Below are 25812 nucleotides of genomic sequence, written 5' to 3' on the forward strand. Positions count from 1 at the left end.
AAATGTAAAATGTGAGATGTGGAACCTGAAGCCTGAAACTTCAAACCTGAAACTTGAGACTTGAAACTTCAAACCTGAAACTTCAAACCTGAAACTTCAAACCTGAAACTAAAAAAAAAACTCCCCAAACGAAATATTTTCTTTTGGGGAGTTTTTGTATAATGAGCTAAATTCTTAGTATAAAGCTGGATATTTAGAAGGGTTAACTTCGTGCATCATGCTGTAGACTTTTTCGAAAATATCTTCAGCAGAAGGTTTTGAGAAATAGTCACCATCAGTTCCGTAAGCCGGTCTGTGCTCTTTTGCAGCAAGCGTTTGCGGTTTACTGTCTAAATGGTGGTAAGCATCCTGTTCTTCCATAATTTGCTGCAAAATAAACGCTGAAGCTCCACCAGGAACATCTTCGTCAATTACAAGCAAACGGTTGGTTTTGGCGATACTTTTTACGATATCCTTATTGACGTCAAAAGGAAGAAGAGACTGAATGTCGATCACTTCACAGTCAATGCCTAAATCTAACAATTCAACAGCAGCCTGCTCTACCAATCTTAGAGTCGATCCGTAAGAAACAAGGGTAATATCTGAACCTTCTTTTAACGTTTCAACGACACCAATTGGTGTTTTGAATTCACCAAAGTTTAAAGGTGTTTTTTCTTTTAAACGGTAACCGTTCAAGCATTCGATTACTAAAGCCGGTTCATCACACTCTAAAAGGGTATTGTAGAATCCTGCGGCCTGAGTCATGTTTCTTGGAACCAAAACGTGAATACCACGAATGGCATTAATAATCATTCCCATCGGTGAACCTGAATGCCAGATGCCTTCTAAACGGTGTCCGCGGGTTCTGATGATTAACGGTGCTTTTTGTTTACCTACTGTTCTGTATTGTAATGTCGCCAAATCGTCACTCATGATTTGGATGGCGTATAGTAAATAATCTAGATATTGAATTTCAGCAATCGGACGCAGACCTCTTAAAGCCATACCAATTCCCTGACCAATGATGGTAGCTTCACGGATTCCGATATCGGCAACACGAAGTTCTCCGTATTTTTCCTGCATACCTTCTAATCCCTGATTTACGTCACCAATGTTTCCAACATCCTCACCAAAAATCAAAGTCTCCGGATATTTGGTAAACAAGGCATCAAAGTTATCACGTAAAATCATTCTTCCGTCCAGGTCGGCTTTCGCGTCTTCGGCGTATTTTGGAAGTACTTTTTCAACTGAAAATACATTTAAATCAGAATCAGAGTATAAGTTACTGCTGAATCTTGGTTGTGTAATTTCAATATAATTGGTAATCCAGTTGGATAATAAAACCTTACTGTTTGGTACTTCGATAAAACGCAATATCTTTCTTGCTATGGCAAGCATTTCCTTTTTTAAAGGCGATTTAATAGCGCTTAATTCCGAAATATATTTTTGTATTCTTTCTTTATGATTGATGCTGGCTTCAGCAATTTGACCTAATAAAGCCAAAAGATTTTTCTGATCTTCAATAATTGGATTGATGAAAGAATTCCAAGCCTCTTTTTTAGCTTCAAGAACCTCTTTTTTCAAGTCAAAATCAATTTCAGCTAATTCTTCCGGAGATGCAATGTTAATGGCAATCATCCACAAACGCATTTGACGGATACAGTCAAAATCTTTTTCCCAAGCCAGTCTCTCTGCGTTTTTATAACGTTCGTGTGAACCAGAAGTAGAATGTCCTTGCGGTTGTGTTAATTCGTTTACGTGAATCAAAACCGGAATGTGCTCTTCACGTGCAATAGCGCCCGCTCTTTCGTAAGTAGAAACCAATTCAGCATAATCCCAGCCTTTAACTCTGAAGATTTCATAACCTTTGGAATCTTCATCACGCTGGTATCCTTTTAAGATCTCAGAGATATTTTCTTTGGTAGTCTGATGTCTGGCGTGAACCGAAATTCCGTATTCATCATCCCAAACACTCATTACCATTGGAACTTGCAGAACTCCTGCCGCGTTTATAGTTTCAAAGAACAAGCCTTCAGATGTACTGGCATTTCCAATAGTTCCCCAGGCAACTTCGTTTCCGTCTACTGTAAATTTATCTTTAACAGTAATTCCGTCAACATTTCTGTAAATTTTTGAAGCCTGAGCCAATCCTAATAACCTTGGCATTTGCCCGGCTGTAGGAGATATATCTGCGCTTGAATTTTTTTGTTTTGTTAAATCTTTCCAGGAGCCGTCTTCGTTTAAACTATGTGTTACAAAGTGTCCTCCCATTTGTCTTCCGGCAGACATTGGATCAAAATCTAAATCGGTATGACCGTATAAACCTGCGAAAAACTGTTTTGGAGTCAATTCGCCAATAGCCATCATAAAAGTCTGATCGCGGTAGTATCCGGAACGAAAATCTCCATTTTTGAAGGCTTTCGCCATCGCAAGTTGCGGAACTTCTTTACCGTCCCCAAATATTCCAAATTTAGCTTTCCCAGTCAATACCTCTTTACGTCCTAAAAGACTACATTCACGGCTCGTAACCGCAATTTTATAGTCGTTCATTACTTCAGTTTTGAAATCTTCGAAAGTAAGTGTAGTATTATTTTTTTCTTTAATCATAATCTCAAATGGGTAATGTTTCGGAGCAAAAATAATTAAAAAGTATCAATAATCATAATTCATTAAAGTAAATATAATTTAATTATCTGTAATTAAATTGCTAAAACAGGGTGTGTTTTTTAAGTGATGTTTAGTCTTTTTGTTTCTTTAGTGCGAATAATTTATGTTTTTATAACTAATTCATTCGATTAAAGCCATTTTCTAGTAAAAAGATTAAGTAATGTTTTTGGTGAAAATGTGACGATAAATCGTATTTTTTCACTGTATTTATTTTGCGAAATCTCCCATCCGTTATTAGAGTAAACCGGAAAGTACAATTCAAAATAATCCGGAACTAAATTTAATCGGATGCCGCTATCATATCTGAAATTTTCGCTTTGATGCTTGCTTCTCATTAAACCTAAATCTCCGTAAACCTCAATCCAGTTCCAGACAGCGTAGCTCGCATTTAGGGTAGCCATCCACTGATTGGCATATCTTGGTGCCATTTTAGATTTAAAACCACCTTCGGCTATTATATATTGCTGACTGAAAATTCCGGTACTTTCTGATCTGCCGAAAAAATTGTAATCAAACATATAATCAGACGGTCGGTCTAAACCAAAACTAAAGTAATCAGAGTTTGTTCGATTGTATAAAAAACTTCCGGCGTACAATCTTAAATTTAGTTTTCGATTGTTTTCAAAAAGTCTTCTGTATTCAATTTCTGCAGCTACTTTTCCAAATTTTCCTGAGAACTGAACATCCGTCATAAAATTAAAATGATTTACCAGTTCCATTTTTGTATTAACGTAACGGGCATTAAAAACAGAATAATTTGGAGTGGAATTGTCTTTGATGTAAGTGCTTGCTTCACGATTTACAATAACCTGTCTGAACATGATCAGTTGTTTTCGGTTATCTCTGAAATTTTCTTCACGTATTCTAAACTGTACCATCGGATTCAGTCTCAAATAGGTGGCATCAGGAGCGTAGTGGTAATAATTTTGGCTTATGGAATAGCGTACATTATATAAGGTGCTGTTTCGGTAGTATTGATTCCAGGAAAATGAGGAAGAACCCGAAAAAGTTTTCGCATTAATGGAATAAGCCGGCTCGATATCAAACGTAAAAGGTTTGTCTAAAATTGTTTTGTTGTGAAGACGCATACCGGGAGTCAGACCGTCGTAATAGTTATAATTAAGAGTCGGTATGTATAAAATTTGATTGTAATAAGGGTCTTCGAGATCTTTGGCAAAATTAAATTTGATAGGACGATTAGTAATAACCAAACTTTTTATAGACCTCCAATTGTTTCTTTGGTTGTATTCCGGAACCTCATTGTCATAGTTGATGACAATTTTGTCGGCATTTTTTCTTTCAAAAATATAGGTTGAATCGGCTGTTTTAGGTTCAATCCATTCTTTAAAAACAACTTCATTTTTATTAATACCATATATAGGAATCGGAGCATAGATACCGGTTCTGTTTTTAATTCGGAAAGCTACAGTGTCTTTCGTTCTTGAAACATGGGTGAACTTATAATCGATGATGTCACGTGAACCTATAATGGTATTAAAGAACCAGTCAATCTTTTTTGGACTTTTTTTGGTTAGTATTTTTTCTAAATCGTATCGGTTTGTCTGTTCCGTTTTGTTTAAATCGTAGAATTCCTGCACACTTTCGGGAACAATATTGTGATTTAAATAATCATCTAAATAGCTAAGACTTAAACCTGCACGATACTTACTCGCAATTTGTTCGTTAAATTTTATTAAGGTATTTTTTGGATCTCCTAGCGGCTGATCCAGATTTTTACGGGCCATTAGCATGTAGTAATAGCTGTATTGCTCGTTAAAAGTAAGGCTTGTGATGTTAAAACCAGAAAAGAGTTTCATATCAGAAAGTCTTCCCAACATTTTTTGATCCAAATGATTTTCTTCGATGTACTTCATCATCGCATAAATCTGAATCCCGTCATAAACCCAGTTGTCTTTTCTAGGGTCCAGACGCAGACTGTTTTTAAGATAGTTATTTAGATAAGTTTTCAGGAAGGTAATTTCAAAAACAAATTCGTCTGAAAACGGACTTATAAACGAAGGCAGCTGGTTGAGTCCGTAGAATGGATTTCGATCGTAATCTACCTGAGAAACTGTGATTTTTTGGTGCGGATATTTTCCAATAAAAGAGTTAGCAAAAGTGACTACTTTATTGATGATAATCGCACTCTGAATTTCGGTTAGTCTTTTGTTTTTAAGATTTGTAAGTACCTCAAGTGATCCGTTGTCGTAGCTTTTGAAGTCATTTTGTTTTTCGATAAACAGGCTAAAATCAGTTCTGTTTTTTCCCGAAAACTGGTACGTTTTAAAGGAAGAGTTAGTGTTGTCTTCCGAAACCTGATTCAAATCAGTCGTTATAGCATACTGGTTGGGTATTTTTATTTCAAGTTCATAATCTGTTCTTGCATTGGCAATATCGTCCAAATTGAAATTGTCGTATTTCATAAAACGGTGATTCTCAAAACGGGCAGGAGTTAAGAACCAGTCTTTCAAATTCATTCCCCCATTTTGATCAAAACCATAACGAGTAAATTTGTCACTTGGAATTTTAGTAATATAAATTAAGTGCAAGTCAATTTTTTCTCCCGGGCGTAATTTTTTATTTAGTTTTACTACAATATAATCGGGATTTTTTTCAGTTCTTTCCCATTCAAGTGCGGAATTGTCGGAATCAGTAAGACTCAAAACAGTTGTGCTTCCTCTTTCAGAAGTTTTTGCCAAGTGGAAACCTCTGTAAAATTCATCAGAAAATCGTCTGGCTAATGGTGTGTTTTTATCAGAGAAAGCATTGTTCCAATCGTTAAGAACAATTGAAATCAAAGAATCATTTGAAGTATTATAATAAGTGATATCCTGTTTGATGTTCAGGGTTTTGAGTTCAATGTTAACGGCGACTTCCATCTTAGATTGATGTTGCGCATATTGTTTTATCGAGCTGAATAGAACAAAAAGATAGAATATAATTTTATAAAATGATTTCAAGGATAGGGCAAATGATTAAAATTATAAATAAACTCACAAGTAAATAATGATTCTGGTTTTTTGTAAAAATAGCATAAAAAAAGCTGTTTAAAAAACAGCTTTTAATTTTTGTAGTATTTTATTTAACTGAATCATACACAGTACTATATTTGTCTCAGTTTTTAACGGCTTAGTACGAAATTTAAATTCTCAAATTTGTTTAAAAGACAGATGTCTTTATTAGAAATTTGGACTCAAATCGTACTTTTTGTAGAATTTATCCAATACGTCAACTACTTCGTCTTCAGTGTCTACAATTTTAAATAAGTTCAAATCTTCAGGGCTAACCGTGTGCATTTTTTCTACCAGTACAGTTTTAACCCATTCGATTAATCCTGACCAGAATTCAACTCCAACTAATATAATAGGGAATTTTCCAATTTTTTTAGTTTGAATCAAAGTGATTGCTTCGAACATTTCGTCAAGAGTTCCAAAACCTCCCGGCATTACCACAAAACCTTGTGAATATTTTACGAACATTACTTTTCTCACAAAGAAATAATCGAAATTAAGGTTTTTATCGTGGTCGATATAAGGATTGAAATGTTGCTCAAAAGGCAATTCGATGTTTAGTCCAACCGAAGTCCCACCTCCTAAGTGAGCTCCTTTATTTCCAGCTTCCATGATTCCGGGACCACCTCCTGTGATTACTCCGTAACCTGCTTTACTGATTTTATAAGCAATTTTTTCGGCTAATAAATAGTATTTGTCTTCTGGTTTTGTTCTTGCCGAACCGAAAATCGATACACATGGACCAATACGCCCCATACTTTCGTAACCGTTTACAAATTCAGCCATGATTTTAAAAATCGCCCAGCTGTCATTCGTTCTGATTTCATTCCACGTTTTTTGTTTTAAACGATCCTGAATTACTTTATCCTCATCATTATCAAAATCTTCTAATCTCATTTTAGGTATTTTATAATTTATATTTTTTTAAAATTGTTCTCTTTTTAGCATGGACAAAAGAGTGGTGCCTGTTTACAGATTTTCGATTGAATGGTCGTTTTTCTATCAAAAAAAGCGCTGTCAAAATTTGAGATTTTGACAAAAAGGCTAGCTAAATTAAGCCTTTTTTTGTGAATTGGTGCAAAAAATAAAATTTATTAATTTAAATATAGCATCTAAATAAAAGGGCTTGATAAGTTGTTGTTCATTATCAGTAAATTAAGACGGTTTTGTGGTAATTCGTTGTCTTGTTTTAAAAGGTTTTGATTTACGGATAAATATATCGTTCCGATGGAACTCTCTTCTGCGATGATTTCTTTATTTCAACGGATTGAAATCCGTTGCTATAAATATGTCGTTCCTTCGGAACTTGTTTTGTTGTGATTTTTTGTTTCAACGGATTAAAATCCGTTGCTATAAATATGTCGTTCCTTTGGAACTTGTTTTTCCACGCAAGTAGAGCCATCGGCTCGATCCATTTTGTAGAGACGGATTTTAATCCGTCCTGTAAATCAAACGAAATAACAAATAGAACCGTAGGTTCGGTCAATATTATTTAGTTGATTTAATTTCAAAGGGAGATAAAAATCATTGCCAAGGTTTTAAAGTCTGGCAATGATATTTTTATTCTAATTCCTTTTTCAAAAATTTAGCGGTATAGCTTTTTTTGTTTTTTGCTACTTCTTCCGGAGTACCTTTGGCAATTAATTGTCCGCCGCCTTTTCCACCTTCAGGTCCAATATCTATAATATAATCGGCAAGTTTAATCACGTCCATATTGTGTTCGATCACCAGAATTGTATTTCCTTTATCGACCAATTTGTTGATGACATCCATTAAAACGCGAATATCTTCAAAATGTAACCCTGTTGTAGGTTCGTCCAGAATATAAAAGGTGTTCCCGGTATCTTTTTTGGATAACTCACCAGCCAGTTTGATGCGTTGTGCTTCTCCGCCGGATAATGTTGTACTTTGTTGTCCGAGTGTAATATATCCCAATCCAACATCCTGAATAGTTTTTACTTTTCGATAGATTTTCGGAATGTTTTCGAAAAAGGGAACCGCTTCATCAACGGTCATGTTTAAAACATCTGAAATTGATTTTCCTTTGTATCGAATCTCCAGTGTTTCTCTGTTAAAACGCTTGCCTTGACAGGTTTCGCATTCTACGTAGACATCTGGTAAAAAGTTCATTTCGATGGTTCTCACACCAGAGCCTTCGCAGGTTTCACAACGTCCTCCTTTTACGTTAAAACTAAAACGCCCTGCCTTGTAACCGCGAATCATACTTTCGGAAGTCATGGTAAACAGGTTTCGGATCTCTGTAAAAACTTCCGTATAGGTTGCCGGATTCGAACGTGGAGTTCTTCCAATCGGACTTTGGTCGATATCAATTACTTTGTCGATATGTTCTAATCCCTCAATTTTTTTATACGGTTGTGGTTTTTTAACACCATTAAAATAGTAAGCGTTTAAAATAGGATAGAGTGTTTCGTTAATCAAAGTTGATTTTCCACTCCCTGAAACACCTGTCACGCAAATCAATTGTCCTAAAGGCAATTCGATAGAAACATTTTTTAGGTTGTTTCCTGTTGCTCCTGTCAGTTTTAGTGATTTACCGTTTCCTTTACGACGTTCCTTCGGAATCTCGAGTTTCATTTTACCGTTCAGGTATTGAGCAGTAATGGTGTCGGATTTTAAGGTTTCTGCAGGAGTTCCGATACTGATGATTTCACCACCATATTTTCCGGCTTTTGGGCCAATGTCAATCACATAATCGGCAGTTTCGATCATGTCTTTATCATGTTCCACCACAATAACCGAGTTCCCGATATCGCGTAATTGTTCTAGAGATTTAATCAATTTTTCATTATCTCTTTGATGTAAACCAATACTAGGTTCATCCAGAATATATAAAACACCAACCAGTTGTGATCCAATTTGAGTCGCCAGGCGGATACGCTGCGCTTCACCTCCCGAAAGTGATTTTGAACTTCGGCTTAAAGCCAGATAATTCAAACCAACATTCATCAGGAAGTTTAAGCGGTCCTTGATTTCTTTAACTACCTCTGAAGCAATCAGAAGTTGTTTGTCAGTCAGATGCGTATGTAAATCCAGGAACCAGGTCGTCAAATCAGAAATATCCATATCACACAATTCAGTGATATTTTTATCGTTGATTTTGAAAAACAAAGCTTCTTTTTTCAGACGGGATCCTTCACAAACGGGACAATTAACCTCGTCCATGAAATCTTTCGCCCAACGTTTGATAGTGGTGGAGGCACTTTCGTCATACTGATTTTTGATGAAATGAGAAATTCCTTCAAAATCTATTTTATAATCACGGGTTACACCAAGGTCTTTAGAATTTACAGTGAATTTCTCTTTTCCGCCATGTAGGATTGTATTCATGGCTTCTTCCGAAATTTTCTCAATAGGATCCGTTATTTTAAAACCATACTTTTCACCAATAACTTCTAATTGTTTAAATATCCAGGAAGATTTGTATTCGCCAAGCGGAGCAAAACCTCCCGCTTTAATAGATAATTTTGGATTAGGAATGATTTTTTTGACATTGATTTCGTGTACCGTTCCTAAACCGTTACAATGTGGACAAGCTCCTTTCGGAGAGTTGAAGGAGAATAAATTAGGTTCTGGATTTTGATACGAAATACCCGTCGAAGGGCACATCAGGTTTCTACTGAAATAACGTACTTCATTAGTATCCTGATCCAAAATCATCAAAACGTTTTCTCCATGATGCATCGCTGTATTGATGCTTTCAGAAAGACGTTTCTGATTGTCTTCTGTATTTTCAATCAGCATTCTGTCGACTACAATTTCAATATCGTGGGTTTTGTAACGGTCTAGTTTCATTCCGGAAACCAAGTCCTGAACTTCACCATTGACACGTACTTTTAGAAAACCTTGTTTCGTAATTTGCTGGAACAACTCCGCATAATGACCTTTTCTGGCCTTAATTACTGGAGCTAATATATTGATACGTTTTCCGTTAAAATCCTGTATGATCAAATCTTTGATTTGCTCGTCAGAATAAGAAACCATTTTTTCTCCCGTATTGTAGCTGTATGCGTCGGCACCTCTAGCGTAAAGAAGTCTTAGGAAATCGTAGATTTCGGTAATAGTTCCAACAGTTGAACGTGGACTTTTACTGGTTGTTTTTTGTTCAATTGCAATTACGGGTGAAAGTCCGTCGATTTTATCTACATCGGGACGCTCCAGGCCTCCAAGGAACTGTCTGGCATAAGCCGAAAAAGTTTCTACATAGCGACGCTGTCCTTCGGCATAAATAGTATCAAATGCCAAAGATGATTTTCCCGAGCCCGACAGACCGGTAATAACTACCAGTTTTTCACGCGGAATTGAAATGTCTATATTTTTTAGATTATGAACTCTTGCACCAAGAACTTCAATAGTATTGTCTTTTTCTAACATAAATTTGAGCAAAAAGGCAAAGTTACCACTTTGATTTGTTCTTTTTATACTGGATTGTAAAAGTTTATGTTACAAATAGTAACAAAAAACGCTAACCAAAGTTAGCGTTTTCTTTTACGTGTAAGCATGTATTCTTCGATGGCTTCTTTAGTAGTGTACCAGTTTCGGCCTTCTTTATAAGCATCTATTTTGCCTGTTCTGGCAAGTAAACTTACATATTCCTGACCGTATGGGGTTTCAGGTTCGCTTACAATATCAGATATTTTTTGATAATCATAATCACTGCCCGGCATTGCATTTAGATAGATATTTAAAGTTCGTTCTAAAGCCTGACACATCAAAAGGGTTAATTTTTGATAATTACCATTGTTTGCCTGATTGAGGGCCTCGTAATATTTCTTTCGGTCATTTTTTAGGATAATAGCCGGAGGAAAACCACAACGCATTAGCAATAAATTCATACTTAAGCGCACTGTACGACCATTTCCATCAAAAAAAGGATGAATCCAGACCAACTTATGGTGATAAATCGTAGCCAATTCAATATCGTTGAGATCTAATGGATTTGTATTGATGAAATCAATTAATTCATCAAGATAATCTGAAACTTTGTTGGCATTGGGCGGCATAAAATTTGCTCCCGAAATTCGAACTCCGCCATTGCGCAAACGACCGGCAAAATCATCTTCAATAGAACGCAAAACTAATCCGTGAATCGACAAAATGTCAATGCTTCGGAGTTTGTAGGTATCGTCTATAATTTCATACAGATAATCAATCGCCTTATCATGATTGTGGGTTTCAAAATGTTCCCGAAGCGATTTTCCTTTGATGGTGATACCTTCCTGAATGACCATTTGGGTTTCGCGTAAGCTCATCGTGTTACCTTCGATGCTGTTCGAATTGTAGGTCCATTCTAAAGATAAACTCTCTCTGATTTTATGCAAAGCAATGTTGGGCAGTGGTCTGCTGTTCTGCAGATCGAGCCTTTTTTGATACAATCGATCAAAGGTAGATTGAAATTCAGTTCTATATGTTAAGTCTATATCCCACATTACCCAACAAAAGTACTTCTTTTTATCGGATAATTCAAATTTTTAACCTATCCGATATTAAGACTACTCAATTGTCATAGAACGCAATTTGGTTCTATAGGCTTCAAGTGCTATTGATTTGGAAATGAATCCATAGTATTTTTCGTTACGGAGAACGGGAAGAAAGGCTGTTTTGGATTGTTCGAATTTACTCATTACAATTTCCATACTGTCAGAAGAAGAAATAGTAACTAGAGGTGTTTTCATTACATCTTTAATGGCGGTATATTTGACACGATAAGCATTAAAAATAATTTCACGGATATCATTAAAATGAACAATACCAACGAGTTCTTTCTCATTGTTTACCACAGCGAAGACCACTTGGTTGGAGTGCGAGATAAGATCTACGAGTTTGCTTAAATTTTCATCCGGATGCACCGTTAGGTAATCGCATTGGATGATCGTATCAATATCTAAAGTCGATAATATATTGGAATCTTTATTACTTGTAAAAGCGTGCCCTTTTTTAGCTAAGCCTTTAACGTCTAAGGAATATTTTTCAAAACGTTTTGAAATGGCGAAACTGATTGAAGATACAATCATTAGCGGGATCATTAAGCTGTAACCACCTGTAATTTCGGCAATTAAGAAAATGGCGGTCAGTGGAGCATGAAACAATCCGCTTAAGATTCCGGCCATTCCAACCATCGTAAAATTACTAATAGGAAGTTTTGACAGACCAATTAGGCTAATGAACTTCGAGAAAAAGTACCCCAAATAGGATCCCAGGAATAGAGAGGGAGCAAAGTTACCACCATTTCCGCCACTTCCGAGGGTAAGTGCCGAGGCAAAAACTTTGACCATCATGGTGCATCCTACAAACAACAGTAAAACCCATTGATTGTTTCTGAAATCTTCAAACAAAGTATTGTTTAATATTTTTCCCGGATCAGTTTCAGATAGCGTTTTGATACTCTCGTAACCCTCACCAAATAATGTTGGAAAAATAAAAATAAGTAAGGCCAATAGCGAAGAGCCTATTAAGGCTTTTTTATAGGCTCCTATTTTTAGACTGGCAAAATAATGTTCAATTTTTTGAAAATTTCGGGCATAATAAACGGCCATGAAACCGGTTAGTATTCCTAAAAGAACATAAAACGGAATATTGTGATAATTAAATGCTTCCTGTTTTTTGAAAGATAGTAAAATGGTTTCGTCTAAGACAATAGCTGAAACTAAAGCGCCTGTCGCGGCCGAAATCATAATAGGAGTAAAGGCAGAAATGCTTACGTCTACCAGTAAAACTTCGATGGCGAAAAGAACTCCTGCAATAGGAGCGTTAAAAGCCGCGGCAATTCCGGCAGCAACACCACAGCCAATCAGCAAAGTTCTATCCTTGTAAGGGAGTCTGTAATTTTGGGCGAAATTCGATCCAAAAGCAGCTCCTGTAATCACAATAGGACTCTCCAAACCTGCAGAACCTCCCAAGCCAACCGTTAACGAACTGGTAACGATTTGTGCATACATTTGTTTTCTGGGAATTATACTTGCTTTTTTTGCAACGGCATATAATATTTGTGAGGTTCCTTTTTCGATGCTCCCGTTCAAAACCCTTTTGATCACAAATACAGTAAGTACAATACCGATAATCGGCAGGATACTATTAATAAAGCTTAGTTTTAAAATTCCGTTGATATAAGTGGCAAATGAAAAAACACTATGGGCAAAAGTTTTTAAAACAATTACCGCCAAAGAGCAGGAAATACCAATTAAAACGCTTGACAGGAAAATAAATTGCTTTGGAGTCATTAACGATTGTCCTAAAGCGATAATGCTTTCTAGTTTTCTAAAATATTTTTTTAGCATGCCGTTTGTAAATGGTTAGGGAAATACAAATTTAGTCTATAATGTTATAAATAAATAAAAATAAAGAACTAAATTAAAAACCTACTGCTGTATCGTCTCCACGAAAATCAGCCCCGCCTTCAAGAGAATTGTCCGGAAGAACCAAAATACAATCCAGTTTACCAATTACAGGAGCGTTTTTTTCATTGATCAGATATCCTTTTGCTTTTAACTTGTCAATTGTAACGTTGCTAAAGGCACCAGGTTCAAATGTAATAAGATCCGGAAGCCACTGATGGTGAAAACGTGGAGCATTCACTGCTTCCTGCATGCTTAAATTATACTCATAAACATTCAAAATTGCCTGTAATACCGAAGTGATAATAGTCGATCCGCCCGGAGTACCTACCACCATAAACAGTTTACCGTTTTTTTCGACAATTGTTGGAGTCATTGAGCTCAGCATTCTTTTTTGAGGTGCAATACTGTTGGCTTCATTTCCTACTAAACCAAACATATTGGGAGATCCCGGTTTTGCACTAAAATCGTCCATTTCATTGTTTAAAAAGAAACCTAATTCATCACAGTAGTATTTTGATCCAAAGGCATCATTTATGGTTGTAGTAGCGGCAACGGCATTTCCTTGTGCATCCACGATCGAATAATGCGTCGTTTCGGTACTCTCATTGTACGTTACTTTTCCTTCTTTAATTTCAGAAGATAAACTCGCCTTTTCAGCATTGAAACTCGACATTCTGTCTTTTAAATAGGCATCAGACAATAAAGCATTCATCGGAATTTTTACAAAATCCGGATCGCCTAAAAACTGACTTCTGTCCGCATAAGCTCTTCGTTCAGCTTCAACGATTACCTGAATAGATTCCGGAGTGTTGTGCCCCATTTTGGATAAATAAAAAGGACTAATCATTTTCATAATTTGAGCCAGACAAATTCCGCCGCTGCTTGGTGGGGCCATAGAGGTTATTTTCAGCTCTTTATAATCAAACTGTAATGGTTTTCTCCATTTGGCTTCGTATTTTTCTAAATCTTTAAGGGTTATGATTCCTCCTTTTTTCTGTATATAATTTACTAAAGTTTTAGCAGTCTGACCTTTGTAAAATTCATCTTTTCCGTTCTTTTGAATACGCTTCAGAGTGCTGGCCAAAGCAGGGTATTTAATGGTATCATTTTCTTTAAATTTTCCTGCCATAAGGGTATTCGGGCCATTTACTTTTACAATAGCATCGTGATAAGCCTCCAGTTGCTTTTGCTGTTTTAGGGTTACGATCACGCCTTTTTCGGCAAGGGCAATAACAGGTTTTAAAATTTCGGACATCGGCAGAGATCCTAATTTCTTATGAACCGCAAAAACTCCGGCAACAGTTCCCGGAACACCAATAGCCAAAGCCGTTTCGGTACTTTTTCCTTTAATGACATTTCCGTCTTTATCAAGGAACATGTCTTTTGTTGCTGCCAGTGGTGCTTTTTCACGATAATCCAATGATCCAACTTCGCCATTAGCTTTTCGGTAAACCATAAAACCGCCACCGCCAATATTTCCTGCATACGGAAAAGCAACAGCCAGTGCCAGTTCGGTACCCACCATTGCGTCAAAAGCATTACCGCCTTTTTTCATGATATCTGCTCCAACTTTAGAAGCTTCTGCACGTGCCGAAACCACCATCGCTTTCGAAACTACAAGTCCGGTTGGCTTTATTGGGTTTTGCTGTGCAGTACAGCTAATATAGATTAGCGTAAATAAGAAAGTTATTTTTTTCATGTTGATGTAAAATTAAAAGGTATTATTTGGTGCTTTTGTTTGGTAAAAAGCAGTATTAAAGAGAAAGTAATTTTTGATTGGCCTGGCTTTTCATATCCTCAAAGAAGAGCGTGAACTCACGTTCAAATTCAGGATAGAATTCCTTTAGTTCAGCAGTAGCAAATTGCATGTTGGATTGGTTTTTTGATCTCCTTCGGTCCATCTGAGTTAAAATCTGATGGATCCCTTCAACAGTCTGATAACTCAAAAGCCAGTTTTGTTTGATCATATACGGCATCATATCTTGTGTTTTTTCAGTCAGGATAGGATAGTTTCCATGCAGCGATCTGTAAAATCGGTTCACAAAACGATCTAGTTTTTCGTCGGAATATTTTTCCCAGTTTTTGGCTAAAAAATGATCGTAGACAATATCGACAATTACGCCTGCATAATGATGGTATTTTTCATGTAAACGTTTGGTGCTCTGTCTGAAAATATCATGAGAATCAGTATAAGTGTCTATAAAACGATGCAAAAGAATTCCTTTTTGAACATCTTCCGGAAAATGTTCAAACTGTTTACCGCGAATTCCATCGGCCATAAAGTTGCCAATTTTAATCAAATCATTTTCACCTGAAAGATAGATATGAGCTAGGAAATTCATGTGTTTTTAAAGTTTGTGAGGTTCTTACTTGTGAAGACAGTGCGTAATTTTAGTAAAAGTATAAAAACTTTTTGACATCGTTTTAACGAATGACAGATAGCTTCATGTTTAAAATCTGAAAACTTAGAATCTTAGCACCTTAGAATCTTAGTAACTTTTCTATATTTGTGATAAAAAAATAACCATAACTCACAAAAATGACTTTAATAAAATCAATTTCAGGAATACGAGGGACAATCGGTGGAAAAGTAGGAGATAACCTGACTCCTGTTGATGCTGTAAAATTTGCATCGGCATACGGTACTTTTTTGAAAAACAACACCTCAAAAGAAAAATTAACAGTGGTGATTGGTCGTGACGCGAGAATTTCAGGACCAATGATTCACAATCTTGTAGTAAATACGCTAATTGGTTTAGGAATTAATGTAATTGATTTAGGACTTTCTACAACACCAACAGTAGAAGTAGCTGTTCCGTTGGAAAAAGCAGACGGAGGAATTATTTTAACGGCTTCTCACAATCCGAAACAATGGAACGCTCTGAAATTGTTGAACGCAAAAGGTGAGTTTTTAAGCGGAGAAGAAGGTGCGAAAATTCTTGAAATCGCAGAAGCAGAGGCTTTTGATTTCTCAGATGTTGACAGTTTGGGTGAGATTACGATAAACGATGCTTATATGGATATTCATATCGACGAGGTTTTGAACTTGCCTTTGGTAGATGTTGAAGCTGTAAAAGCGGCAAAATTTAAAGTGGTAGTAGATGGTGTAAACTCTTCAGGAGGAATTATCATTCCAAAATTATTGGAACAAATGGGTGTGGAGGTCGTAAAATTATACTGCGAACCAAACGGACACTTTCCTCACAATCCGGAACCATTAAAAGAACATTTAACGGATATTTCGGAATTGGTAGTAAAAGAAAAAGCGCATTTAGGAGTAGTTGTTGATCCGGACGTTGATCGTCTGGCTTTTATCTCTGAAGACGGGGAAATGTTTGGGGAAGAATATACTTTGGTAGCCTGCGCTGATTATGTGTTGAGTAAAACTCCCGGAAATACAGTTTCAAATATGTCATCGTCACGTGCTTTGCGCGACGTAACTGTTGCTCATGGTGGGAAATACGAAGCAAGTGCTGTAGGTGAAGTAAACGTGGTAGCGTTAATGAAGAAAAACAATGCTATTATTGGAGGTGAAGGTAACGGTGGAATTATTTATCCGGAATCTCATTACGGAAGAGATAGTTTGGTGGGAGTTGCTTTATTTTTAACCCATTTGGCAAATAAAAATATGTCAGTTTCGGCATTGCGTGCTTCTTACCCGGAGTATTATATGAGTAAAAATAAAATTGAATTAACACCACAAATCGATGTTGATGCAATTTTAGAAGCCATGACCGAAAAATACAAAAACGAAGATATCAGTACAATTGATGGTGTGAAAATCGATTTTGCTACTGAATGGGTTCATTTAAGAAAATCAAACACAGAGCCAATCATCAGGATTTATACAGAAGCTCCTTCTCAGGAAAAGGCCGATGTTTTGGCACTTCGAATTATTGATGAAATAAAAGCGATCGCAGGAATTTAATTGGGATCCTTATTAAAATAGAAAAACACCTTTTTCATCATTGAAAAAGGTGTTTTTTTTATTTTAAAGACTCAAAAGTGAAAAGTGAAAAAGTATTTTAGGTTTGAACATCAAAAACTCACAATTCACATTTTACATCTCACATTTCATAAAAAAATTACTCTATCCTGTGTTTCCATCTTTTGTGCGTCCACAAATAGAATTCAGGAGCCTCATAAATTTGTTTTTCTACTTCTCTTAAGTATTTCTCCGTGATGTCAAAATTTTTATAATCATTTGGATTGTCGGCGATCGGTACAAAGGTGGCTTCGTAATAGCCTCTGGCCACTTTTTTTACTTTTACAAAAATAACACTCAGATCGTATTTCTTGGCCAGCATTTCGGCTCCGGTGTGCACGGGAACTTCAATTCCCATAAATTTCATCGAATGAAAAATTCGATCCAGTTTAGGCGATTGGTCGCTGGCTAAACCGTACATGCTTAAAATTCCGTTACGCTGGTTTTGAGCCATTGTTGGAATCGCTTTTCTGGTTTCAACCAATTCAGTGTCGTATTTAGAACGTATTTTTCGAACCAGTTTATCAAAGTAGGGGTTGGCCACTTTTTTATAGACCGCTATACCCTGAAAAGCAATTTTTGTGTTCATAGTTAAAAGCCATTCATAACTGGCGTAATGCGCAGCTACCAGAATGGTGCTTTTACCTTTTTTCGCATATTCGTTTACAATCTCAATATTCGTAGTCTTAAATCTTCTTTCCATTTCTTCAGGTGAAATGCTCATCGTTTTGATCATTTCCAGAAACATGTCGCACATGTGGCTATAGAATTTCTTTTCGATTTCTTTTCGTTCAGCATCGTTTAAATGTGGTAAAGTAAGTTTTAAGTTTTCTCGTACTACTTTTTTACGATAGCCTACGATTCGGTAAATCAGAAAACAAACAAAATCAGAAAACCAGTAAAATATTCGGAATGGGAGAATAGAGATAAGCCATAGAAAAGGATAGGCTATGATATAAACGAGAAATTGCATGTATTGTTTTTTTTACAAATATAAAGCAAAAATGAATTACGATCGATATTTTGGATTGATGCTAACATATGTTTAAGAATGACTATATTTACAATTCACATTAAAAGTTTTTTATGAATACCATTTTGATTGGAATTATAGTTGCCAATGTTTTGATTAGTTATCAGGGTTTCAACAATCTTGCTTTTTTTAGAAAATATGAGTTTCATGTAGGAAGTATTCGCTCAGGAGAACAAATAAGAATGCTTTCATCTGGTTTTTTACACGCCGATATGATGCATTTGCTTTTTAATATGCTTACGCTTTGGTTTTTTGCTCCGGTGGTATTGCAGTGGTTGGGTAATTTTTCTTTTCTGTTAATTTATTTCGGAAGTTTAATTTTCGGAAGCTTATTAACGATGCTGTTTCATAAAAACGATTATAGTTACCGTGCAGTAGGGGCATCGGGTGCGGTGACAGGAGTTTTATACTCCGCCATATTGTTACAGCCGGATATGATGTTGGGAATCTTTTTTGTCATACCAATGCCGGCCTATTTATTTGGAATTTTATATTTATTGTATTCGATATACGGAATGAAGGCTAAAAATGATAATATTGGACATACAGCACATTTTGGAGGTGCTATTGGCGGATATTTCATAACTTTGATTAAAGAGCCTTCCTTATTTGTAGATCATAGTTTAATGGTAATATTGTTGGCAATCCCTATTTTAATCCTTTTCGTTATGGCTAAATTGGGGAAATTGTAACAATGGCACAACTTTTGAAAGGTCACTAATCAAATAATTTAAATATAATAAAAATGAAGAAAGTAGTATTATTTTTAACCATCATGTTTATGTCTATGTCTTACGCACAAGAAGTCAAACAAATTCCTCAAATCAATGTAAGTGGTGAAGGAAAAGTAAAAATAGCACCAGATCAGGTTTGTATTTCAGCTACGGTGGAAACAAAAGGGAATAATGCTAAAGATGTCAAAAAACAAAACGACGAAAAAATTGACGCTGTTTTGAAATTTATTAAAAAAATGAATGTTCCTGTTGCTGATTACAAAACGAAACAAGTTTCGCTTAATCCGCAATACGATTACGAAAAAAAGAAAACAAGTTATAATGCTACTCAGACTGTAGAAATTGTATTGAAAGATTTATCTAAGTACGATGAAGTAATGGAAGGTTTGGTACAACAAGGAATCAATCGTATCGATAATGTTTCTTTTGAATCTTCTAAATTAGCACAACACCAATCAGAAGCCCGTAAATTAGCGATTAAAGATGCTAAAGCAAAAGCGGAAGACTACGTTTCAGTTTTAGGACAAAAAGTTGGTAAAGCGATTACAATCTCTGACAATTCTCAAGTATACAATCCAAGACCAATGTATGCAGCTATGAAATCAATGGCTATGGATGCTAACGGTGGTGCTGAACATGAAACGCTTGCTGTTGGAGAAATTGAAATTACAGCAAACGTAAATGTAAGTTTCGTTTTAGATTAAATATAGAAAAAAACATTTTTTGAAATCCCAAATTCCAATTTAAAACTGGAGTTTGGGATTTTTTATTTTAACTACTCTTAGGTACGATAGTAAGATATTTTTTCGATCCCGAGAGTTTTATAATTAAAAAAAGTTTTGCGGAAAAGGAAGCATTGCGCTACCTAACACATGCACCTATTTAGCATTATTCATCGCTCTGAAAGAGCCTTTGCAATAGCATAGTAATTTTTACAATGCCGATGGTTTTGCAATTTTAAAGAATTTCTAGAGGTTAAGGAAGTAAGGCGTAACCTAACACATGTACCTATTCAATATTCTTCATCGCTCTGAAAGAGCCTTAGCAATAGCATAGTGATTTTTACAATACCGATGGTTTTGCAATTTTAAAGAATTTCTAGAGGTTAAGGAAGTAAGGCCTAACCTAACACATGTACCTATTCAATATTCTTCATCGCTCTGAAAGAGCCTTAGCAATAGCATAGTGATTTTTACAATACCGATGGTTTTGCAATTTTAAAGAATTTCTAGAGGTTAAGGAAGTAAGGCGTAACCTAACACATGCACCTATTTAACATTATTCATCGCTCTGAAAGAGCCTTTGCAATAGCATAGTGCGAAGCACTATGAAAGGGATATTGATAAGGATTGTTTTAGCCCTGAAAGGGCACAAGCCTAATCTCAAAGAAGAGAAATTGATTTATATTATGTTTTCGAAAGAGATTTTTAATAAAAAAAATGTTTGCTCTAGCCCTTTCAGGACGCACCAGTCCTTGCTTTAATTCAGAGTGCTTCGCACCATGTTAATGCTTTTGGGTTTTTAGCCCTTTTTTAGGGCTATTTTCAGCTTTTTTCTGTGCCTCAAAATACTAAGGGAACTCTGTTCGTGTTTTTACATAAAAGAGATTTTTCTCTACCTATAGTTGTAATGAAGGTGCATCCGCAAAATTTGCTTTCAATTCTTCAGGCAAATAAGGTCGGCCTCCGGTTGCCGGAATACAAGTGCCTGTAAATACTGCCGTAGCCATTATTTTCCCATTTTTTATAATCGATTGTTTGAAATGCAAACGCGGTAATCCCTGAGCATCGGTATAAACAGCACAGGTGACATCAAAATTATCGTCTTTTTTTAGCGAGCGGATAAATTTGATACTGTATTCGGATAAAACCATAAATACGCCATTTTGGGCCTGTTGCACAAAATCAAAACCTAAAACCTCCCGAACAAAGTCATGACGGCATTCTTCCATATAAAAAGGGTAGTACAAACCGTCCATAATGCCTTGTATGTCTATATGTGCGTCCGCAGCAGTGTAATTTTTTGAATATTCCATAATGTAATTAAAGTTAGAACTATTTGAACGTATTTTCTTATTTTATATTATTGTGTTTGAATCATTTTATCGCATTAGAATTCCGGATTTATAAAAGTGAAAATACAAAACCTTCATAACCAATTTACAAACTCCGTTTAAGGGCTTTTTTTAGCGTTTTTTTTTGAAAAAATCTTCTCGATTTTTAGAGTGAGCTTTAAAAATAGAAGATAAGTTGTGTTAAAAAAGTATGTTGCAATGAAAAACAATAATATAATATCATTTCGTACTAATATAGCATAAAGATAACATTTGGGTTAAAGTTAGATTTGAAAAGTTAATTCATATAATAAGTGGAATATCTTGATTTAAATCGTAAAAAATTAAGATTTAAATTATGTGTGTTGTAAATAATTAACAAAATAACAAAACTAAACCAAAACAAGTATTATGAAAAAACAACTACTTTTATTAGTATTGTGTTGTCTCTGGAGTATGCAGGGAATTAAAGCACAGGATCTAATTGAGGCTTCACACAGCTGTCGCACAAAAGAGGTCAATGAATTACAATTAAAGAACCACCCCGGTTCATTGAAAGAAAGTAAAGCGTTTAATTTTTTTAGTAAAGAATACGCTAAAAAGCTGAAGACCAATAAAAGTGCGGTGAATACTACTTATACCATACCAGTTGTTTTTCATGTGTATGGTACATCGTTTAATGGTAAAACAGTTACTCTTGAGAAAATACAAACAGCCTTAAGGCATCTTAATGAGGATTTTCAAGGGTTGAATGATGATTTCAATACCGTAGAGCCTTTTTTTCAGGCAAGAAGGGGAACCTTAAATATTGAGTTTAAACTCGCACAGATTGATCCCAATGGAAAATGCACCACCGGAGTAATTTTTGAAAGAAAAAAAGACGGATATGGTAACGGGGGTGGGTACGATAGCCAAATTCAGGCAGATGCCTGGGACAATTACAAGTACATGAACGTTTACATTCAGAATGATTTGTATGCCGATGGCGCTACCAATAATTCAGGAGTTTGCTGGTATCCGGATTCCTGGATGTCCGATAATAATTTGGCAAGATGCGTTTATAACGGAGCTTATCTGGGAGAAAATACCAATAAAGAATTTGCGTCGGTATTGACTCACGAGTTTGGGCATTTCCTGAATTTGATCCATACTTTTGATGGTGGTTGTACGGGGACTGATCAAGTGGATGATACTCCAAAAGAAGACGGAAAACATTCTTTGGGCTGTGTACCCGGAACGAATTGCGACGGTGACAAAGTAAATATAGAGAATTATATGGGGTACAATGCTGCACAAGGATGCAGTAAGATGTTTACACAAGGACAGGTAGCGAGAATGCTTGCTGCTTTACAGCACTCTGCAAGAAAAACATTATGGTCAGCACAAAATTTGATCGATACAGGTGTTAATTCAACCGGAAGCAGTGTAACCACAAATGTTACAAGTTTTAAAGAAGATATTGCGAATAACGGAACAGTTACGGGCAATGCTGTAATTACTTTAAATGGAACTGTCTTTTCGAAATCGTCGGGAGCTTTAACTTCAGGGGTAGATTTTAGTTCTAATTTGCCTGCTGGTTTAAGTGCTGCGATTGTTATCAATAGCAGTAATCAGGCTACCGTTACTATAAGCGGAACGGCAACGAATCATAAGGCAAGTAATACTGCCAGCGGTGGAATTACATTGTTAGCTTCTGCATTAAATGGTGGAGTGAGCGGTATGCTTTGTGATGGTTTGAGTTGGAATTTTAAATTTAGAGATCCTTATGGTATTTTCTATGTTGATTTGCCTGATATGACGGTTACACCTACTTCTACCTGGAAAGCTTTTTTGGTTGAAAAAGGAGACGATGTAAAGTATGGTGCCTGGCGATTTGCTGCCAATCATTTAAAAGTGGAAACTTATGGAAAAAGACTGGTAACCAATGCAGGAACAAATAATATTACACCCCTTGGTTTTAATACTGCAATTAATGCAAGCAGTAATTTTACAGCACCGGGAGCCTATCCAAATCAATTGGATATAAGAACGCCGTCTTATACTGCTTGGGACGGAAAAACGGATTATTTAGGTTTCGAATACACCATTGATGGAGAAAAATGTTACGGTTGGTTAAAAGCTGTTGTTAAGGCAGATGGTTCGGGATACAGTATTCTGGAGTATGCTTATAATACACAACCGGGAGGAACAATCTACACCGGAATGTCCGATAAAGTGGCGTTAAGTGTTTCTCCGGCTTCTCTTGCGGAGAGTGCTGCTAATAATGGAAGCATTTCTCAGATTTCTTCTTTTAAATTAACGACGAACAATGGAACTTTTGTTAAAAATTCAGGAGTACTGACTCCCGGAGTTGATTATACGATCACGGGTGTTCCGGCTGGTTTGACGGCTAAACTAAATGTAATGAGTACTACCGAAGTGCAATTGGCTTTAACAGGAAATGCTGCGGTGCATTTGAAAGAAAATAGTACTCAGGTAGTAGTGACCTTTTTAAATCCTGCTATTACAGGCGGAGTTGCAGTATTGTCAAATTCTGTTGCAGCTGTTAAAATTAATTTCAGAGATCCTTATGCAATTGTACATGTGAAAGATCTGAATTATACCGTGGATGCAGAAAATACCTGGAAATTCTTCAGAATTACAGCCGATGCCGATCAGCAGGATTATGGAGTTTTTGTGGATAAGGGTGATCTTAAATTAGAAACCTATACAAAATCTATTGTTTGTGAGGGTAATTCTTTAAATATGAGTTTGATCGGAGCGAATCAACTTATTGATGGCAACAGTAATTTTATTGAAGGAGGCAGTTATCCTGATCTGCACAATTTAAGAAATTCGGGTTATAAATCATGGGATGGGAAGACGGGCTATATTGGTTTTAAATTTACAATAGCTGATGAACCCTGTTATGGCTGGTTTAAGGTGAAAGTAAATGCCAAGGGAACTGCTTATACATTATTAGAATATGCTTATAATACAGAACCTCTGGCAGGCATACTTACTGAAGATATTCCGGCAGATCTCACCGTTCATTTAGCTACTACACCGGATGAAATCAATGAAAATGCTGTAACTAATGATGGCAGTTTTGAGACAAAAATCGCAATTCAGTTAACAACAAACGGCGGGACTTTTACAAAAAGCTCTGGAAATTTAGTCCAGGGAACAGATTTTACCGTTGCAGGACTGCCAGCAGGTTTGACTCCTGAAATTACTTTAATAAACAGTACAACAGCCGAGTTAAGTTATACGGGTAAAGCAACGGCAAATGAAGCTTCAAATACAGCCACGGCGACTGTTACTTTCCTGAACCCTGCAATTACCGGAGGAGCTGCGATTCTTGATACGGATTATTTTACTACTAAGTTTATTTTTAAGAACGCGTATAAAATTATTTACGTCGATCTTCCAACTCCCTTAACAGTAGCTGTCACAGGTTCTAAATGGAATCCATTCAATATTACGGCAGATGCAGATCATACCGGCTATGGGTTATTTATTGACGGCAATGATTTAAAGTTGGAAAATTATGATAAGGATTTGGTTTGCGAATCAGGAATTAACAATATCTCGTATTTAGGCTATAACGTTACAATTGGTGCAGCTAGCAATTGGAATGGGACAAGAGTTCCTGCTTTAAGAAGCAGTACCTATACGGTTTGGGACGGTAAAACAGGTTTTATTGGTTTTAAATATACGAAGAATGGAGTGCCTTATTATGGTTATTTTGAAACGGTTGTAAGTGCCGATGGCCAGAGTTATACGATCAGCAAATATGCTTATAATACAGCTCCTGCAGCTTCAATTACTACGCCTCTCCAGTTAGGTGTGGTTAAAATGAGTAACAATCCGACAACAATCACTGAAGATAAATTAACTAATGACGGAACTTTTACAACGACGGTAACGGTACAGTTGACATCAAATGGCGGGACTTTTACAAAAAGTTCAGGCAACTTAGTTCAGGGGACTGATTTTACTATAGCAGGTTTGTCAGCGGGCTTAACGGCTAGTGTGAGTGTCGTAAATAACACTACGGTTCAGGTAAGTTATCAGGGCAAAGCCATTGCTAATGAGGCAGCCCATGCAGCTACAGCCACAATTACCTTTTTAGATCCGGCTATTACCGGGGGAACAGCAGTTTTAGAAAATAAATCGTTCACTACTGATTTTACTTTTACCAATGCTTATGTGGTAGTTAAAGTAGATTTACCGACCCCGATAGTAGTTTCGGCAGCGAGTCCTTCGGGATCCTTTAGAATTACTGCCGAGGTAGATGGAAACGAGACCGAATTTAAATTGCTTTATGGTGTTAATGGTCTTAAATTTTCAACGAATAATGGATTAGTTACTGAAACAGGAACAGCTAACATTGGTTACATCGGAACCAGTCAAATGATTGGAGGAAGCAACCATTTAAATTCATCTGGTGATGCCATTATGAGCGATCCTGTTTATAGCAGCTGGAATGGAAAAACGGGATTCATTGGATTTGCATTTGCTAAAAGCGGGGCAGTTTATTACGGCTATTTTGAAGGGGCAGTAAGTGCAGACGGGAAAAGTTTTGCGATAATACGATATGCATACAGTACCGAACCGCAAGCTTCAGTTAAAACTCCGGACACCGTTCAAAATTTCACTTTCCCTACTTTGAGTACTGTAGATTTTGAAAGCAAAGTAGCTTTTAAAGCTTATCCAAATCCGTTTAATGATGTCATAAACATTAGTTCTGATTCATTTTCGGGGAAAAAAATAGAGGTGCTAATTTATAACAGTTTAGGACAGAACATGTTTGTTAAATCATACGATGCCAATGATGGCACTATAACTGTAGATGGCAGTAACCTTACCAACGGTTTCTACTTTTTGAAGGTTAAAGTAGATGGCAAGGAGCAGGCTGTTAAAAAGATAATTAAATAGTAGACTTAAAATAGAAATTGATTGAATAGAAGGCTGTCTGAAAGGACAGCCTTCTTTGTTTTGTCTCTTTGAATA

The 25812-nt window shown here is 36.2% G+C and carries 14 protein-coding genes; 4 read left to right on the plus strand and 10 right to left on the minus strand.

Annotation, left to right across the window (positions count from 1 at the left end; all coding sequences use genetic code 11):
* Positions 1-174 precede the first annotated feature (174 nt).
* The 8 genes from LNQ34_RS22520 to LNQ34_RS22555 form a co-directional block, all read right to left on the minus strand.
* Positions 175-2586 carry an alpha-ketoacid dehydrogenase subunit alpha/beta gene (locus tag LNQ34_RS22520; RefSeq protein ID WP_202702999.1) on the minus strand — a complete coding sequence of 804 codons (2412 nt, stop codon included), beginning with the start codon at positions 2584-2586 and terminating at the stop codon, positions 175-177.
* 188 nt (positions 2587-2774) lie between these two features.
* On the minus strand, positions 2775-5525 hold the full coding sequence (locus LNQ34_RS22525; RefSeq protein ID WP_230001368.1) for a gluzincin family metallopeptidase: 2751 nt from the start codon (positions 5523-5525) through the stop codon (positions 2775-2777).
* Between the two features lie 300 nt (positions 5526-5825).
* A complete protein-coding gene (locus tag LNQ34_RS22530) occupies positions 5826-6554 on the minus strand; it encodes an LOG family protein (protein ID WP_017496653.1) in 729 nt (242 codons plus the stop codon).
* A gap of 663 nt (positions 6555-7217) precedes the next feature.
* Positions 7218-10049 (minus strand): excinuclease ABC subunit UvrA, encoded by a 2832-nt coding sequence (gene uvrA, locus LNQ34_RS22535; protein WP_230001369.1) that lies wholly within the window; start codon positions 10047-10049, stop codon positions 7218-7220.
* Between the two features lie 101 nt (positions 10050-10150).
* Positions 10151-11104, minus strand: coding sequence for a Fic family protein (locus LNQ34_RS22540; RefSeq protein WP_202703002.1), 954 nt, complete (start codon positions 11102-11104; stop codon positions 10151-10153).
* 63 nt (positions 11105-11167) lie between these two features.
* The gene (locus LNQ34_RS22545) at positions 11168-12952 is read right to left on the minus strand and encodes a chloride channel protein (protein ID WP_230001370.1); all 1785 of its coding nucleotides are present in this window, start codon (positions 12950-12952) and stop codon (positions 11168-11170) included.
* Between the two features lie 73 nt (positions 12953-13025).
* On the minus strand, positions 13026-14711 hold the full coding sequence (gene ggt, locus LNQ34_RS22550; RefSeq protein WP_202703004.1) for a gamma-glutamyltransferase: 1686 nt from the start codon (positions 14709-14711) through the stop codon (positions 13026-13028).
* 55 nt (positions 14712-14766) lie between these two features.
* Complete coding sequence (locus tag LNQ34_RS22555) at positions 14767-15354, minus strand: acyl carrier protein phosphodiesterase (protein WP_230001371.1); 588 nt, start codon at positions 15352-15354, stop codon at positions 14767-14769.
* 197 nt (positions 15355-15551) lie between these two features.
* Here LNQ34_RS22555 and glmM point away from each other — a divergent pair, with 197 nt between their 5' ends.
* Positions 15552-16940 carry a phosphoglucosamine mutase gene (gene glmM / locus LNQ34_RS22560; protein ID WP_230001372.1) on the plus strand — a complete coding sequence of 463 codons (1389 nt, stop codon included), beginning with the start codon at positions 15552-15554 and terminating at the stop codon, positions 16938-16940.
* 157 nt (positions 16941-17097) lie between these two features.
* Here glmM and LNQ34_RS22565 read toward each other — a convergent pair whose 3' ends face one another.
* Positions 17098-17970: a lysophospholipid acyltransferase family protein gene (locus LNQ34_RS22565; protein WP_017496645.1), complete on the minus strand. Its 873-nt coding sequence runs from the start codon at positions 17968-17970 to the stop codon at positions 17098-17100.
* 113 nt (positions 17971-18083) lie between these two features.
* Here LNQ34_RS22565 and LNQ34_RS22570 point away from each other — a divergent pair, with 113 nt between their 5' ends.
* Together LNQ34_RS22570 and LNQ34_RS22575 are read left to right on the plus strand one after the other, a co-directional pair.
* Positions 18084-18722: a rhomboid family intramembrane serine protease gene (locus LNQ34_RS22570; RefSeq protein ID WP_017496644.1), complete on the plus strand. Its 639-nt coding sequence runs from the start codon at positions 18084-18086 to the stop codon at positions 18720-18722.
* 53 nt (positions 18723-18775) lie between these two features.
* A complete protein-coding gene (locus tag LNQ34_RS22575; protein WP_202703007.1) occupies positions 18776-19468 on the plus strand; it encodes an SIMPL domain-containing protein in 693 nt (230 codons plus the stop codon).
* A 914-nt stretch (positions 19469-20382) separates the two neighbouring features.
* On the opposite strand, the gene LNQ34_RS22580 is transcribed toward LNQ34_RS22575, so the two are convergent.
* The gene (locus LNQ34_RS22580; RefSeq protein ID WP_202703008.1) at positions 20383-20799 is read right to left on the minus strand and encodes an acyl-CoA thioesterase; all 417 of its coding nucleotides are present in this window, start codon (positions 20797-20799) and stop codon (positions 20383-20385) included.
* Between the two features lie 429 nt (positions 20800-21228).
* Here LNQ34_RS22580 and LNQ34_RS22585 point away from each other — a divergent pair, with 429 nt between their 5' ends.
* Entirely contained in the window at positions 21229-25737 is a 4509-nt protein-coding gene (locus tag LNQ34_RS22585; RefSeq protein WP_230001373.1) for a zinc-dependent metalloprotease, read from the plus strand.
* Positions 25738-25812: the final 75 nt, after the last annotated feature.

Source organism: Flavobacterium lipolyticum (genome assembly GCF_020905335.1).
GTDB classification, from domain to species: Bacteria; Bacteroidota; Bacteroidia; order Flavobacteriales; family Flavobacteriaceae; genus Flavobacterium; species Flavobacterium lipolyticum.